At 70.9% G+C, this 14,367-nt stretch carries 17 protein-coding genes; 8 read left to right on the forward strand and 9 right to left on the reverse strand.

The features are described 5' to 3' along the window. Nucleotides 1-52 precede the first annotated feature (52 nt). Both MKP15_RS16045 and sufT read right to left on the reverse strand, forming a co-directional pair. Complete coding sequence (locus MKP15_RS16045; protein ID WP_240213401.1) at nucleotides 53-1,150, reverse strand: branched-chain amino acid aminotransferase; 1,098 nt, start codon at nucleotides 1,148-1,150, stop codon at nucleotides 53-55. A 66-nt stretch (nucleotides 1,151-1,216) separates the two neighbouring features. Further along, a complete protein-coding gene (gene sufT, locus MKP15_RS16050; protein ID WP_161613274.1) occupies nucleotides 1,217-1,768 on the reverse strand; it encodes a putative Fe-S cluster assembly protein SufT in 552 nt (183 codons plus the stop codon). A 107-nt stretch (nucleotides 1,769-1,875) separates the two neighbouring features. On the opposite strand from sufT, the gene MKP15_RS16055 reads away from it, so the two are divergent. Next, nucleotides 1,876-2,298, forward strand: coding sequence for a hypothetical protein (locus MKP15_RS16055; protein WP_240213402.1), 423 nt, complete (start codon nucleotides 1,876-1,878; stop codon nucleotides 2,296-2,298). Nucleotides 2,299-2,504: 206 nt separating this feature from the next. On the opposite strand, the gene MKP15_RS16060 is transcribed toward MKP15_RS16055, so the two are convergent. From MKP15_RS16060 to MKP15_RS16070, 3 genes are read right to left on the reverse strand one after another with little or no spacing between them, the layout of a single operon-like run. Continuing rightward, complete coding sequence (locus MKP15_RS16060; RefSeq protein ID WP_240213403.1) at nucleotides 2,505-3,944, reverse strand: NAD(P)(+) transhydrogenase (Re/Si-specific) subunit beta; 1,440 nt, start codon at nucleotides 3,942-3,944, stop codon at nucleotides 2,505-2,507. Then, complete coding sequence (locus tag MKP15_RS16065; RefSeq protein ID WP_240213404.1) at nucleotides 3,941-4,438, reverse strand: hypothetical protein; 498 nt, start codon at nucleotides 4,436-4,438, stop codon at nucleotides 3,941-3,943. The genes MKP15_RS16060 and MKP15_RS16065 overlap by 4 nt, the downstream gene beginning before the upstream one ends. Continuing rightward, nucleotides 4,435-4,737, reverse strand: coding sequence for an NAD(P) transhydrogenase subunit alpha (locus MKP15_RS16070; protein ID WP_240213405.1), 303 nt, complete (start codon nucleotides 4,735-4,737; stop codon nucleotides 4,435-4,437). The genes MKP15_RS16065 and MKP15_RS16070 overlap by 4 nt, the downstream gene beginning before the upstream one ends. Before the next feature lie 132 nt (nucleotides 4,738-4,869). Between MKP15_RS16070 and MKP15_RS16075 the strand changes: the two genes are divergently transcribed. Genes MKP15_RS16075 through MKP15_RS16085 form a run of 3 tightly spaced genes read left to right on the forward strand, consistent with a single transcriptional unit; the run spans nucleotide 4,870 to nucleotide 6,208 of the window. Further along, on the forward strand, nucleotides 4,870-5,412 hold the full coding sequence (locus MKP15_RS16075) for an RNA polymerase sigma factor (protein WP_161613270.1): 543 nt from the start codon (nucleotides 4,870-4,872) through the stop codon (nucleotides 5,410-5,412). Next, a complete protein-coding gene (locus MKP15_RS16080) occupies nucleotides 5,409-5,783 on the forward strand; it encodes a hypothetical protein (protein ID WP_240213406.1) in 375 nt (124 codons plus the stop codon). The genes MKP15_RS16075 and MKP15_RS16080 overlap by 4 nt, the downstream gene beginning before the upstream one ends. A 5-nt stretch (nucleotides 5,784-5,788) precedes the next feature. Continuing rightward, nucleotides 5,789-6,208 (forward strand): DUF3106 domain-containing protein, encoded by a 420-nt coding sequence (locus tag MKP15_RS16085; RefSeq protein ID WP_240213407.1) that lies wholly within the window; start codon nucleotides 5,789-5,791, stop codon nucleotides 6,206-6,208. Nucleotides 6,209-6,376: 168 nt separating this feature from the next. On the opposite strand, the gene MKP15_RS16090 is transcribed toward MKP15_RS16085, so the two are convergent. From MKP15_RS16090 to MKP15_RS16100, 3 genes are read right to left on the reverse strand one after another with little or no spacing between them, the layout of a single operon-like run. Then, on the reverse strand, nucleotides 6,377-6,715 hold the full coding sequence (locus MKP15_RS16090; RefSeq protein WP_240213408.1) for a GRAM domain-containing protein: 339 nt from the start codon (nucleotides 6,713-6,715) through the stop codon (nucleotides 6,377-6,379). A gap of 4 nt (nucleotides 6,716-6,719) precedes the next feature. Then, nucleotides 6,720-7,823, reverse strand: a complete 1,104-nt coding sequence (locus MKP15_RS16095) for an NAD(P) transhydrogenase subunit alpha (protein WP_240213409.1) — start codon at nucleotides 7,821-7,823, stop codon at nucleotides 6,720-6,722. A 57-nt stretch (nucleotides 7,824-7,880) separates the two neighbouring features. Beyond that, nucleotides 7,881-10,187, reverse strand: coding sequence for a DUF1631 domain-containing protein (locus MKP15_RS16100; RefSeq protein WP_161613266.1), 2,307 nt, complete (start codon nucleotides 10,185-10,187; stop codon nucleotides 7,881-7,883). 310 nt (nucleotides 10,188-10,497) lie between these two features. Here MKP15_RS16100 and MKP15_RS16105 point away from each other — a divergent pair, with 310 nt between their 5' ends. The 4 genes from MKP15_RS16105 to MKP15_RS16120 are packed head-to-tail and all read left to right on the forward strand — an operon-like array spanning nucleotide 10,498 to nucleotide 13,365. Then, the gene (locus MKP15_RS16105) at nucleotides 10,498-11,073 is read left to right on the forward strand and encodes a nitroreductase (RefSeq protein ID WP_240213410.1); all 576 of its coding nucleotides are present in this window, start codon (nucleotides 10,498-10,500) and stop codon (nucleotides 11,071-11,073) included. Further along, nucleotides 11,070-12,008 (forward strand): 5'-3' exonuclease H3TH domain-containing protein, encoded by a 939-nt coding sequence (locus tag MKP15_RS16110; protein ID WP_240213411.1) that lies wholly within the window; start codon nucleotides 11,070-11,072, stop codon nucleotides 12,006-12,008. Before MKP15_RS16105 ends, MKP15_RS16110 begins: the two co-directional genes overlap by 4 nt. Further along, nucleotides 12,005-12,553, forward strand: a complete 549-nt coding sequence (locus tag MKP15_RS16115) for an NUDIX hydrolase (protein WP_161613264.1) — start codon at nucleotides 12,005-12,007, stop codon at nucleotides 12,551-12,553. The genes MKP15_RS16110 and MKP15_RS16115 overlap by 4 nt, the downstream gene beginning before the upstream one ends. Beyond that, the gene (locus MKP15_RS16120) at nucleotides 12,550-13,365 is read left to right on the forward strand and encodes an N-formylglutamate amidohydrolase (RefSeq protein ID WP_240213412.1); all 816 of its coding nucleotides are present in this window, start codon (nucleotides 12,550-12,552) and stop codon (nucleotides 13,363-13,365) included. Before MKP15_RS16115 ends, MKP15_RS16120 begins: the two co-directional genes overlap by 4 nt. A gap of 41 nt (nucleotides 13,366-13,406) precedes the next feature. Here MKP15_RS16120 and pip read toward each other — a convergent pair whose 3' ends face one another. Continuing rightward, complete coding sequence (pip, locus tag MKP15_RS16125) at nucleotides 13,407-14,348, reverse strand: prolyl aminopeptidase (RefSeq protein WP_161613262.1); 942 nt, start codon at nucleotides 14,346-14,348, stop codon at nucleotides 13,407-13,409. Between the last annotated feature and the right edge of the window lie 19 nt (nucleotides 14,349-14,367).

The following is a 14,367-nucleotide window of genomic DNA, read 5'->3' on the forward strand; positions in this document are numbered from 1 at the left end:
ATGAAAAGCCCCGCTTGCGCGGGGCTTTCCGTCTGCGGCCTGGCCCGGGGACTCAGCCGTCCAGGCGCACCAGCCAGCCGTGGCGGTCGGGCAGGCGGCCGTACTGGATGTCGGTCAGCTCCTTGCGCAGCGACATGGTCACCTCGCCGGCCGGCGCGTCCAGGTTGCCGACGATGAAGCCCTCGCCCTTGAGCTGGCCGATCGGGGTGATGACCGCGGCGGTGCCGCAGGCGAACACCTCGGTGATGTCACCCGACGCCACGCCCTGCTTCCACTCGTCGATGGACACCTTGCGCTCTTCCACGGTCATGCCGCGGTCGCGCGCCAGCTGCAGGATGGATTCGCGGGTGATGCCTTCCAGGATCGAGCCCGACAGCGCCGGGGTGACAAGCCTGTTTTCCTTGCCGTAGACCAGGAACACGTTCATGCCACCCAGCTCTTCCAGGAACTTGCCCTCGACCGGGTCGAGGAACAGCACCTGCGAGCAGCCCTGCGCCTGCGCCTGCTGCTGCGGCAGCAGCGACGCGGCGTAGTTGCCGCCGCACTTGGCCGCGCCGGTGCCGCCCTTGGCCGCACGCGCATAGTCGCTGGACAGCCAGATCGCCACCGGCGCCACGCCCTTGGCGAAGTACGGGCCGGCCGGGCTGGCGATCACGTAGTAGCTGGCCTTGTGCGCGCCGCGCACGCCGAGGAACGCCTCGTCGCCGATCATGAACGGGCGGAAGTACAGGCTGGCCTCGTCGGCGCCGGACACCCAGTCCTTGTCCACCGCGATCATCTGCTTCAGCGACTCGACGAAAATTTCCACCGGCAGCTCGGGCAGCGCCAGGCGCGCGGCCGACCGCTGCAGGCGGCGGCCGTTGGCCTCGGGACGGAACGTCCACACCGACCCGTCGGCATGGCGGTAGGCCTTGATGCCCTCGAAGATCTCCTGCCCGTAGTGCAGCACCGCCGCGGCCGGATCCAGCGCGATCGGACCGTACGGCATCACCGCCGCGTCATGCCAGCCGGTGTCCTTGTCCCAGCGCACGGCCACCATGTGGTCGGTGAAGTGCAGGCCGAAACCCGGCTTCTCCAGGATCTTGGCGCGCTCGGCGGCGCTGCGCGGGTGGTCCGAACGGGTGACGTGGAAGCTCAGAGACTGGGACACCGGATGTTTCCTTCCAGATTGCGGGTTTTGAAGCCGGCCCGCACCCGGGCCAGCGCGTAGGACACCTTACAGCATGCCCGTTTCGAGCCGTGCCGCCTCGGACATCATGTGCTTGCCCCACGGCGGGTCGAACACCAGCTCGACGTCGGCGGCGGCCACGGTCGGGATCATCTCCAGCTTGCTGCGCACGTCGTCGACCAGGATCTCGCCCATGCCGCAGCCGGGCGCGGTCAGGGTCATGCGCACGTCCACTTCGCGCCGGCCAGCGTCCAGGTGTTTGATGTCGACCTCGTAGATGAGCCCGAGATCGACGATGTTGAACGGGATTTCCGGGTCGAAACAGGTCCGCAGCTGCTCCCATACCAGCTTTTCCACGTCCTCGTCGCCGGCGCCCTCGGGCAGTTCCAGCCCCGGCGGCGGCTCCTTGCCGATGGCATCACCGTCCTTGCCGGCGATGCGGAACAGGTTGCCTTCGACGAACACGGTGTAGCTGCCCCCCAGCGCCTGGGTGATGTAGCCGTAGCTGCCGGCCGGCAGGGTCACGCTGTCGCCCTGGGGCACCATGACGGCCGGGCAATCGCGTTCGAAATGGACGGGTTCGCTGCTGCGGGAGTACATGTGGATCGATATGGGGACGCGGACGCTACCCGCAAGACGGCCATTTTAGCCGACTGGGCGCGCCGGCCGCTGAAGGGCTATGCTGCGTGACCTTTTCGGGAATGCCCATGCCACCTGCCCCACGCCCGCCCGGCCGCCCCCAGCATTGGCTCTGGCCCCTGCTGTTGCTGCTGGGCAGCGCCACCCTGGCCATCGCCTGGCTGATGGTCGCACTGGCCACCGGCTCGCAGGCCGGCTGGATGGCGGTCGCCGCGGCCGCAGAAGCCGCCTGGATGTTGCGCCTGGGCATGCTGGCCGCCGGCAGGACCCGGATCGCGCTGGCGATGCTGGCCACGCTGTTGATCGCGCTGGCCGCCAACTGGGGCATCGCCGCGGCCTATATCGGCGGCCCGATGGGCCTGGCGCCCTGGGAATCGGCGCTGCGCCTGGGCCCGCACCTGGCCTGGACCCTGATCGGACTGGCCAACGGCACCGCCGAGATCCTGTGGCTGCTGGCCGGGCTGGCGGTGGCATGGTGGCTGGCGCGCTGAATTGAACTGCCCGGTGCCGCGCAGGTGCCGGGCAGGATTCATGCGGGGCAAGCCCCGCATCTACAGAAACGCGGGGTTTGCCGGATCGCGCCGTAGGTGCCGGGCTTGCCCGGCACGGGGCTTCACCGGCAAGGCTTCATGCGGGGGAAGCCCCGCCTCTACGGGACCCCACCACGCCGGATCGGCGGCCAGCGGCGGGCATTACCTCAATGCCCGCCGTCCAGCGCCTTGAGCTCAGTGACCAGCGCGCCCGCCACCTCGGCGCCATCGCCGTACAGCATGCGCGTGTTGTCGGCATAGAACAGCGCGTTCTCGATGCCGGCGAAGCCGGTGCCCTTGCCGCGCTTGATGACGATGGTGTTGCGGCTGCTGACCACGTCCAGGATCGGCATGCCGTAGATCGGGCTGGACGGGTCGGTCTTCGCCACCGGGTTGACCACGTCGTTGGCGCCGATCACCAGCGATACATCGGTGCTGGCGAACTCGGGATTGATGTCGTCCATGTCCGCGATCAGGTCGTAGGGCACGCCGGCCTCGGCCAGCAGCACGTTCATGTGCCCGGGCATGCGCCCGGCGACCGGGTGGATGGCGAACTTCACCTTGACCCCGCGTTCGATCAGCCGCTGCGCCAGCTCCCATATCTTGTGCTGGGCCTGGGCCACCGCCATGCCGTAGCCGGGCACGATCACCACCCGCTCGGCGAAGGCCATCATCGCCGCCACGTCGGCGGCCTCGATCGGCTTCTGGCTGCCGCTGATTTCCGCCGCGCCCTGCCCGCCACCGCCGAAGTTGGAGAACAGCACGCCGCTGATCGACCGGTTCATCGCCTTGGCCATCAGCCGCGTCAGCAGGATGCCGGCCGCGCCGACCATCATGCCGGCGATGATCAGCGCCTCGTTGCCCAGCACGTAGCCTTCGAAGGACACCGCCAGCCCGGTGAAGGCGTTGTACAGCGAGATCACCACCGGCATGTCGGCGCCGCCGATGGGCAGGGTCATCAGCACGCCCAGCGCCAGCGCCGCCACGAAGAAGGCGATGATCGCCAGCGGCTGCAGGCTCAGCGCCGCCCACACCCCCAGCGCCACCATCGCCACGGCCACCAGCAGGTTGAACGCCTGCTGCCCGGGGAAGGTGACGCGCTTGTCCAGGCGGCCGTCGAGCTTGGCCCAGGCGATGACCGAACCGGACAGCGACACCGCGCCGATGGCCGCGCCGACCACCGCCAGGGCCAGCACCGTGGCCGACGGCTGCCGTGCCGCGAGCGCGGCGATGGCTTCCGCGCTCCAGTGGCTGGTGTCGCGGCCGGCGACGTCGGCGAAACGCAGCAGTTCCACCGCGCCGATGGCCGCGGCCGAGCCGCCGCCCATGCCGTTGTACAGCGCCACCATCTGCGGCATGTCGGTGATGGCGACCTTCCTGGCCGACACCCAGGCCAGCGCGGTGCCCAGCACCAGCGCCACCAGGATCAGCGCGATGTTGTGCAGCCCCGGCAGGAAGAACGTGGCGACGGTGGCCAGCAGCATGCCAACGCCCGCCCAGTGGATGCCGCTGCGCGCGGTCCTGGGCGAGGCCATGCGCTGCAGCCCCAGCAGGAACAAGGTGGCGGCCACCAGGTAACTCGCCTTGACCAGCAACGCCATGCTCATGCCGCTTCCTCCTGAACCCGGGTTTCCACAATGCCGGCGTGACGATCGCGGCGGTGATGCTCGCGCATCTCGATCGCGGTCTTCAGCAGCCCGATCATGCCCAGCCCGAACGCCACCAGCCCCAGCGACAGCTGCGACAACGCCGCAGTGTCCGCCAGCGCCGCGCCCACCAGCCCCAGCACGATCGGCAGCAGCGCCTCGGCGGTCAGCAGCCAGAGCATCCAGCCGCCCTTGCGCGGGTCCTCCCAGACCCGGCGCGAGAGCCGGTTCTGGGTCCGGGTCGGGTCCTGCAGCGAAGACAGGCCGATGCCGACGCCGGCATACAGCAGGGCGTTGTTGAAGGCATCAAGCAGGCCATCCAGGCCCCTGAACAGGGGCAGCGCGGCATGGCCGAGCGCGACCAGCAGCGCCGGATACTGCAGGTAGCTGAGCCACTGGAACAGCTGCCGCGCCTCGATCCGCCGCGCCGGCGCCGGGGCTACCCGTGCGCTCACTTGCCCGGCCCTTGCGGCGCCCTGGAGCTCTTGAACATCTCCAGCATGCGCTCGGTGACGACGTAGCCGCCGGCGGCGTTGCCCGCGCCCAGGGCGACGGCGATGAAGCCGATGGCCTTCTCCAGCGTGGTATCGGCATGGCCCAGCACCACCATCGCCCCGATCAGCACGATGCCGTGGATGAAGTTGGAACCGGACATCAGCGGGGTGTGCAGGATCACCGGCACCCGCGAGATGATCACGTGGCCGGCGATGGCCGCCAGCATGAAGATGTACAACGCCACGAACCCGTCGTTCATTGCTGCCCTCTCCGAGGCCGGAACTGCCCGTCCCGCATCATAACCATGCGATGAACGCCGGCGCGACCGTTGCCGTCAACCGATCCGCCCGCCGCGCGTTATCGATGCCAGGACCATCCGGAACGCTACCCTGTGCTGGTGACCCCGCCGCCGCTGACGCCCGTTGCCGCCCCCGCCTCGCTGGACGCCTTCCTTGCCGGCGTCGGGCCGCGTGCGTTCCGCTTCGCCGAGGCCGGCCTGCGCCAGCGCGACGATGCGCTGGACGCGGTGCAGGACGCGATGGAACGGATGCTCGGCTACCGCGACCACCCGGCCGAGGAATGGACGCCGCTGTTCTGGAGCATCCTGCGCCGGCGCATCATCGACCTGCAGCGCCGGCGCGGCTTCCGGCTGAAGTTCTGGGCACCGGCGCAGGACGAGGACGGCCCGATCGACTGGGCCGACGACCGCCCGGGGCCGGCGCAGGAACATGAGCAGCGCGAGGATTACGCGCGGCTGGTGCAGGCATTGCGGCAATTGCCGGCACGCCAGCGCGAGGCGTTCGGCCTGCGCGTGCTGCAGGAGCTGGACGTGGCGACCACCGCCCGGATCATGGGCTGCTCGGAAGGTTCGGTGAAAACCCATCTGTCGCGCGCGCGCGACGCATTGCAGAAACAACTGGAGGCCACGCGGTGAACCGCCTGCCCACATCCCGCAACGACGACTTCGACCGCTCGCTGCGGCAGCTGCAACAGCATGCCGAAGGCGCGGTCTCCGCCGCTACGCTGGCACGCCTGCGCCAGGCGCGCCGGCACGCCACCTCCGGCGCCGACACCGGCGCCGACACCGGTGCCTCGCCGTGGCGTCGCCGCGGCTGGTGGCTGGCCACCGCCTGCTCGGCGGTACTGGCGGTAACCGTGGCGGTGCAGTTCAACCGCACCGCGCCGGTACTGCCGCCCAGCGTGGCGGCCGACCCCGCCACCGACCTGTCCGATGATGCCCTGCTGTTCGACGAAAGCCCGGAGCTCTACCTGTGGCTCGGTTCGGACGCGGTGGCGATGGAGTGATGATCATGAACATCCGCCTTTGCCTGCTGCCACTGTTGCTGGCCGTCGCCGCGCCGGCATTCTCCCAGCCGTCGCAGCCGTCGCTGCCCGAGTGGGACCAGCTCACCCCGGCCCAGCGCGAAACCCTGATCGCGCCGATGCGCGACCGCTGGAACGCCTCGCCCGAGCACCGCCAGCGCATGTACGAGCATGCCCGCGGCTGGCAGCAGATGAGCCCCGAGCAGCGCTCGCAGGCGCGCCGCGGCATGCACCGCTTCCAGAACATGTCGCCGCAGCAGCAGCTCGAGGCCCGCGCCCTGTTCGCGAAGATGCGCACCATGGACAAGGCCCAGCGCCAGGAACTGCGCGAGCAGTGGCACCGGATGACGCCGGAGCAGCGCCAGCAGTGGCTGGAGGCAAATCCGCCACCGCCGCGCGACAGGTAGCCGCCCCGTCCCCTCGCCTGGTGACGGGCGGCTGCCGCGCGGCCCGCGGCGTGGAAGATAGGATGCGGCCGTTGGCCATGCCGGGCTCACGCGCCCATCAACACCGAAAGCGGGCCCCGCACCCTTTACGGCAGCGATCGTTGCGGACGCCGCGGCCGGTGCGGAGCGTCAGCGTCCGACGGGCGGCATCTGCGCTTGGATGGCCGCCAACCATTGCCGGCGGCCGAACAGGACGAAACGGTAGTCGCGCTCATCGGTCGCCACCGCCAGCGAGTTGGGGGCCAGCGGCAGCACGCCGAGAAGACGGGTCCAGCAGGGCCGCGCGCCCCGGATCCGGGCCAACGGGATTTCCGTATCCCCGTCCTGTACGTTGAATCCATGCGAGCGGAACAGCAGCCGCCGGTCGGTCAGGAACAGGCGGCCGCCGACCGCCTCCATGCCGCGCTGGAGATTGGCCGCGCCCTCGCGCAGCAGCGTCTCGCCGGCGGCCAGTCCGATCCCGGGCATCGGTTCAGACCGGGGGAATTTCGCCGGCGGCCGGGCGCTCCGGCCACACCGTCTTCGCCAGCAGTTCGTCATTCCAGTCGAAGGCCAGCGCGCCATCCTTGAGGAACAGCGAGACGAAATTGAGCACGTTGCGCGCATACATCTCGCTGGCGTGGATGGCGCCCATGCTGGCCAGGTCGAGCGGGCCGGCCACGGTCACCCCGCCCACCTCGACCGTCTCGCCCGGTCGCGTCGCCTCGCAGTTGCCGCCGGTTTCGGCGGCCAGGTCGACGATCACGCTGCCCGGGCGCATGCCCGCGACCATCGCCGCGGTGACGATCTTCGGTGCCGGGCGGCCGGGCACGGCGGCGGTGCAGATCACCACGTCCACGCCCTTGAGGTGCTCGGCCAGGCGCCGCTGCTGCTCGGCGCGCTCGGCATCGGTGAGCGGGCGCGCATAGCCGCCCTCGCCGGCGGCGCTGACCCCCAGGTCCAGGAACCTGCCACCCAGCGACTCGATCTGCTCGCGGGTTTCCGGGCGCACGTCGAAGCCCTCCACCTGCGCGCCCAGGCGCCGGGCGGTGGCGATCGCCTGCAGGCCGGCCACGCCGGCGCCGACCACCAGCACCTTCGACGGGCGGATGGTGCCGGCAGCGGTGGTCAGCATCGGGAAGAAGCGCGGCGCCAGCTGCGCGGCGATCAGGGTGGCCTTGTAGCCGGCCATGCCGGCCTGCGAGCTGAGCACGTCCATGGCCTGCGCGCGGGTGGTGCGCGGCAGCCGTTCCAGCGGGAACGCCAGCAGCTGCCGCGCCTGCAGCGCGGCGGCACGCGCGGCATCGGCCTGCGGCTGCAGGATACCGACCAGCACCGCACCGGGCTTGAGCTGCCCGATCAGCTGCGGCGACGGCGCCTGCACGCACAGCACCAGGTCGGCGGCGTCCACGGCCTCGTCGATCTGCGCGCCGGCGTCGCGGTAGGCCTGGTCGGTGAACCCGGCGGCCAGCCCGGCACCGGCCTGCACCTGCACCTTGGCCCCGGCCGCCAGCAGCTTCTTCACCGTTTCCGGCGTGGCCGCCACGCGCCGCTCGCCCGCCGCGGCTTCCTTCAACACCCGTACCTCAACGGCCATGCCCGTCCCCGATGCGCAGTGGAATACGCCGGGGATCGTAGCAAAGCGGGTCGGGCCTCAGTGCACCGTGGGGGTCTGCGGGTCGAGCCGGTCGATCACGCCCTGCATGGCGCTGTCGAACGCGCCGTCGTCCACGTGCGGGCGCAGGCGGCCGAGCCGCTCCATCACCACCAGCTCCTCTGGCGAGGCCACGCAGAAGCGGATGCCGCGGCGGTTGACGAACAGCAGGCGCGAGGAGATCGGGCTGACCCAGGACAGCTTGCCGGCCTGCACCTTGCCGTCCTTGTCGATGAAATCCAGCCAGGTGCCGATATCCATGGCGCGGTAGCGGGCGGCATCGGCGTGGTCCACGCTCTCCGGGCGCGCCTCGGCGCCCAGGTCCAGCGCCGCCGATTCCTGCGCCGGCGGCGTCGGCAGGCTGACCTGCGGCAGCTCGGGCAGTGCCCGTTCCAGCTCCGGGCGGGCCTCGGCGATGGCCTGCAGCGTGTCGTGCAGCGCGTCGATCGCGCCGACGCTGCCTTCGCCATGCAGGCCGACGCTGGCGAACACCTTGCGCAGCCCCGGCTGGAGGGACTGCAGCCATGGCTTGCCGACCACATGCCGGCGCGCCTCGGCCACTTCCTCCAGCAGCACGTCGGCCAGCCCCAGCGCCTCGGCCACCGACTCGCCGTCGTCGCCTTCGCGCAGCAGGCTCATGGTCAGGTGGTGGTTCCAGGGCTGGCGCAGGAAGCCTTCGATCGCCGCCGGCAGCGGCGCGCCCTGCAGCCGCCGCTCCAGTTCGGCCAGGGCACGGCTGCGCGCCAGCTCCAGCTTCTCCTGGCCGCGCTGGGTCTCGGTCGCGCGGCGCTCGGCGATCTCGATGCGGCGCCGGTGCTGGGCGAGGAACTCGCGGAACTCCTCTTCCAGGGTCAGGAAGATCGCCAGGTTCTCGTTGAACTCGGCGATCAGCCGGTCGATGATCTCCTCGACCTTGCCCATCAGCGCGCGCTCGGCCTGGCTTTCGCCGGCGTTGCCCTCGCAGGCCTCGGCCAGCGAGTTGAGCAGGCGCCGCGCCGGGTGGGTCTTCTGCACGAACATGCGCCGGTCCAGCAGCGCGACCTTGACGAACGGCACCACCAGGCGGCCGATCAGTTCGCGCGAGCGGCCTTCCAGCTCGCGCTCGTCGAGCATCACGTCGAACAGCATGCCGACCAGGTCGATGGCGTCCTCGTCCTGCGGGTCCAGCCGCGCCTGCCCGGGATCGACGCCGAGCCGGGTGGCGCCTGAAATCACTTCGTTCTTGAGCCGCTGCGCCAGCGATTCGCTCTGGTCGCCCACCGCCGCGCGCAGCGTCGCCGTGGGCGTGGCCTGCAGCAGCGACAGCACCGACATCATTTCGTGCTGGCTGAGCGGGCGCTGCTGGCCGACCGCCACCTGCGCGGCGGCGGTGGCGTCCTCGCGCACATGCCGGGTCTGCGCCAGCAGCTCGTGCAGCGCTTCCAGGATCATGTTCTGCCCGCTCGCCGACGGGGTGCCGTCATAGCCCCCCGGGTGGCCGGCCTGCAGTTCGCTGCGGTGCCGCGCCCAGCGCTCGGTGAAGCGGCGCGCCCAGGCCGGCGCGTGCTGGGGATCGGAGAGGTCTTCGTCGTCGCCCTGCGCCATGCCGGGATCGGCATCGGCCGGGCGCGGCGGCCGCGCGGCGGGTGCCGGGCGCGGCGGCGGCTGCGAAATGCCCGGCATCACCCCGGCCTGCGCCAGGCGTTCGTCGACATCGCGGTAGATGCGCCCCACCTGCACGGCGAATTCCCGCTCGCACAGTTTGATCAGCACCAGCCGCACTTCGGCGGCCAGGTCGCACACGCCGAACGCCTCGTGCACCGCCACGCCGATATGTTCGGGGCCGATCGGATTGAGATCGATGTCCAGCCCGTCCACGCCGCTGATCCAGGCCAGGCGGCGGTCCAGCCGCGCCAGCACCGGCTTCCATTCGCGCAGCACCACCGCGGCGAAATTGCGCACCGCCAGCCGTGATTCCAGGTCGTGTTCGGAGACCAGGCTCAGCCCGCCATCGCCCTGCCCGGCCTGCGCCAGCGCGGCCTCGGCCGACAGCGGCGCGGCGGCCTCCAGCGCGCTCCACGCCTGGCGCAGGTGCGCGCTGAAACGCGCGGTGATGTCGTCGCGGCGCCGGCGCAGCTCGCGCATGCCGTCGAGGAACACCAGTTGCGACGCGCCCGCGGTCTCGGCGCGGTCGAACAGGGCATCGTCGAACCCGGCCAATACCCGGGCAAACGTGGCCGAAAGCGGGGGCAGCGCGGCTTCGCGCGCCAGCGCCAGCAGGTCCGGGTTATGGCCGGGGCGCTCTGGAGGATGCGGCTGGGACATCATGCGCAGTGGCTCCGCACCTTCGCAGGCGCTGCTCCTGTAAGGATCGTATGGAAGAAAGCGGACAGCCCCCCGGTCTCCGCCCACGCATGGTAGGGGGAGAAGCTGAACAGGGCCAGTGATGCAGTCCGCACTTTGTACCTCGCCACCGGCAACCCGGCATGTCGCGCCATGCTAAGCGTACCGCGGTGAATTGGCGAGAAATCCGCCAGGCGGGGGCTTCGACGGAGTGCTCAGATTCGCCCGCCCCCGCCGGACGGCCCCGCGCACCCCGGTGTCTATAATCCATGGCCGTCTTTCCCACGAATGCCCCATGTCCGATTCCTGCTTCCTGCAAGCGCTGGACCAGCGCCGCTCGGTCCCGTCCCTGCAACTGGCCGAACCGGGTCCGGACGACGCCACCGTGCTGGCCATGCTGGCGGCCGCGACGCGCGTGCCCGACCACGGCAAACTGGTGCCGTTCCGCGTGCTCCGCGTGCGGGGCGAGGCCCGCCACGCGCTGGGCGAGTACCTGGCCCGGCGCAGCCGCGAGCGCACCCCGGATGCCGCGCCGGCGGTGATCGAGAAGGACCGCCAGCGCTTTTCGCATGCGCCGCTGGTGCTGACGGTGGTCGCGCGCCTGCAGGACAACCCCAAGGTGCCCGCGCAGGAGCAGCTGCTGACCGCCGGCTGCGTCTGCTTCGCCCTGCTGCAGGCCGCGCAGGGCTTCGGCTTCGGCGCGCAGTGGCTGACCGCCTGGATGGCCTATGACGAAGGCGTGGCACGCCACCTGGGGCTGGCCGCGAACGAACGCATCGTCGGCTTCATCCATATCGGCACGCCGAAGCTGCAGGTGCCCGAGCGCGCGCGACCGGATCCGGCCAGCCTGCTGCGGGACTGGCAGCCGTGAGCGATGCCGGGGCCCCGCGGCCGCTGTACCTGGTCGACGCCAGCCTGTACGTGTTCCGCGCCTGGCACTCCATGCCCGACAGCTTCCAGGACGCGCAGGGCTGGCCCAGCAACGCCGTGCATGGCTTCGCCCGCTTCCTGCTGGAGCTGCTCGAACGCGAGCGCCCGGCGCACATCGCCATTGCCTTCGACGAGGCGCTGGACAGCTGCTTCCGGCACCGCCTGTATCCGGCCTACAAGGCCAACCGCGAGCCGGCGCCGGAGGCGCTGCGCCGCCAGTTCGCGCACTGCAAGGCGCTGTGCGCGGCGCTGGGGCTGGAAGTGCTGGCCGACCGCGACTACGAGGCCGACGACCTGATCGGCAGCGCGCTGCACGCGGGCCGTGGCCAAGCGCTGCGCGGGGTGATCGTCTCGGCCGACAAGGACCTGTCGCAGCTGCTGCTGGATCACGACGAGCAGTGGGACTACGCGCGCAACCAGCGCTGGGGCGCGGGCGGGGTCAAGGCGCGCCACGGCGTGCATGCGCACCAGATCGCCGACTACCTGGCGCTGTGCGGCGACGCGGTGGACAACATCCCCGGCATCAGCGGCATCGGCGCCAAGTCGGCGGCGGTGCTGCTGGCCCACTTCGGCAGCCTCGACGCGCTGCTGGAGCGGATCGACGAGATCCCGTTCCTGCGCCTGCGCGGCGCCGCGCAGATGGCCGTGCGGCTGCGCCAGCAGCGCGAACTGGCGCTGCTGTTCCGGCAACTGACCACCATCGCCGTGGATGCGCCGCTGGCCCCGGCCACGCCCGGGTTCACCCGCATGCCGGCCGACGCCGACATGCTCGACGGCCTGTGCGGATCGCTGCGCTTCGGCCCGTTGACCCGGCGCCGGCTGCGGGCCGCCGCCGGCCTGGAAACCGCCTTCCCCACCGCCCCCGAACCCGCATGAGCCAGAACACCGCAGCCCCCCGCGTCGTCTACGAAGGCCGCTACCAGCGCATGGTGGTGCGCGGCACCTGGGAATACAGCGAACGCACCCACGCCGGCGGCCTGGCCGCGATCATCATCGCCGTCACCCCCGACGACGAGGTGCTGTTCGTCGAGCAGTTCCGGGTACCGCTGCAGGCGCGCACGATCGAAATGCCGGCCGGGCTGGTCGGCGACATCACCGCCGGCGAATCGATCGAGGCCTCGGCGGTGCGCGAACTGGAAGAGGAAACCGGCTGGACCGCCGACCATGCCGAAGTGCTGATGATCGGCCCGACCTCCTCCGGCGCCAGCAGCGAGAAGATCGCCTTCGTGCGCGCCACCGGCCTGCGCCGGGTGGGCGACGGCGGTGGCGACGACAGCGAGGACATCACCGTGCACAGCGTCCCGCGCGCGCGCGCCGCGGCATGGCTGGTGGAGAAAATGGGCCAGGGCTACGAGCTGGACGCCAAGCTCTGGGCCGGGCTGTGGATGATCGAACACCACCTGGATGGCCGCCCGCGATGAGCCGGCTCGACGCCCCCGCCGACATCCTCGCCCCGCCGCTGCTGGGCCCGCAGGACCCGCCGCCGTTCACCGTGCACAACCCGTACGGCCGTTCGCCGTTCCTGCTGCTGGCCGACCACGCCGGGCAACGGGTTCCCGCCGCGCTCGGCGACCTGGGCGTGGCGCCGGCCGAACGGGACCGGCACATCGGCTGGGACATCGGCATCGCCGGCACCACCCGGGCACTGGCGCGGCAGCTGGACGCCTTCGCCATCGAGCAGACCTATTCGCGGCTGGTGATCGACTGCAACCGGCCGCTGGCCTCGCCGACGCTGATCCCCGAAACCAGCGATGGCACCGCCATCCCGGGCAACGCTGGATTGAGCCGGTCGCAACGGCAGCAACGCATCGGCGCCATCCACGCGCCGTATCACGCCCGCATCACCACCGAACTGGACCACCGCCGCGATGCCGGCATGCCGACGCTGCTGGTGATGATGCACAGCTTCACCCCGGTGATGAACGGCGCCGCCCGCCCATGGCATGCCGGCGTGCTCTACCACCGCGACGCGCGGTTCGCGCAGGCGCTGCTGCAGGCGCTGCGCGAGGAAGGCGACCTGGTGGTCGGCGACAACCAGCCGTACGCGGTCAGCAGTACCAGCGACTACGCGGTGCCGGTGCACGGCGAGGGCCGCGGACTGGTGCACGTGGAGCTGGAAATCCGCCAGGACCTGATCGCCGATGCCGCCGGCCAGCAGGCCTGGGCGGCGCGGCTGCAGCGCATCTTTCACGCCCTGCAGCCGACGCTGCTGGCGCACGCCGCCACCGGCTGACGCGGCGCGGTGCCGGCACGCGGCCGGCACCGCCGCCAGGTTCAGGCGAAGCTGTCGGTGGCGCGTACCAGCGCGTCGACGTTCTCGGCCTCGAACGCCGAATGCCCCGAGGCCGGGGTGATGTGCAGCTGCGCTTTCGGCCAGGCCTTGTGCAGGTCCCAGGCGTTGGCCAGCGGGCACACCACGTCATAGCGGCCGTGCACGATCACGCCCGGGATGTCGGCGATGCGGTGCGCATCGCGCAGCAGCTGGTCCTCGACCTCGAAGAAGCCGCCGTTGACGAAGTAGTGGTTCTCGATGCGGGCAAAGGCCAGCGCGAACCGCGGGTCTTCGTGGCTGTTGATGAAATCGTCGTCCACGTGCAGGAAGCTGGTGGCCCCCTCCCACACGCTCCAGGCCTTGGCCGCGGCCAACCGGGTCGCCTCGTCGTCACTGGTCAGGCGCCGGTGGAACGCCGAGATCAGGTCGTGCCGCTCCACCGCCGGGATCGCGTTGACGTAGTGGTCCCAGGCGTCGGGGAACAGGCGGCTGGCACCTTCCTGGTAGAACCACTCCAGTTCCCAGCGGCGCAGCATGAAGATGCCGCGCAGGACCAGCTCGGTCACGCGCTGCGGATGGGCCTGCGCATAGGCCAGCGCCAGGGTCGAGCCCCAGCTGCCGCCGAATACCTGCCAGCGGTCGACACCCAGGTGCACGCGCAGCTTCTCGATGTCGGCCACCAGGTCCCAGGTGGTGTTGTCCACCAGGTCGGCGTGCGGGGTGGAGCGGCCGGCGCCACGCTGGTCGAACAGGATGATCCGGTACTTCGCCGGGTCGTGGAACTGGCGCATCTTGGCGGTGCAGCCGCCGCCCGGGCCGCCATGCAGCATCACCACCGGCTTGCCGTCGGGGTTGCCGCACTGTTCGTAGTACAGCGTGTGGCGCTCGTCGACCTTGAGCGTACCGGTGTCGTAGGGCGTGATGGCGGGGTAAAGCGTGCGCATGCGCGGACTCACTGGCTGG

This window comes from Stenotrophomonas sp. Y6 (assembly GCF_022436665.1).
Classification (GTDB): Bacteria; Pseudomonadota; Gammaproteobacteria; order Xanthomonadales; family Xanthomonadaceae; genus Stenotrophomonas; species Stenotrophomonas acidaminiphila_A.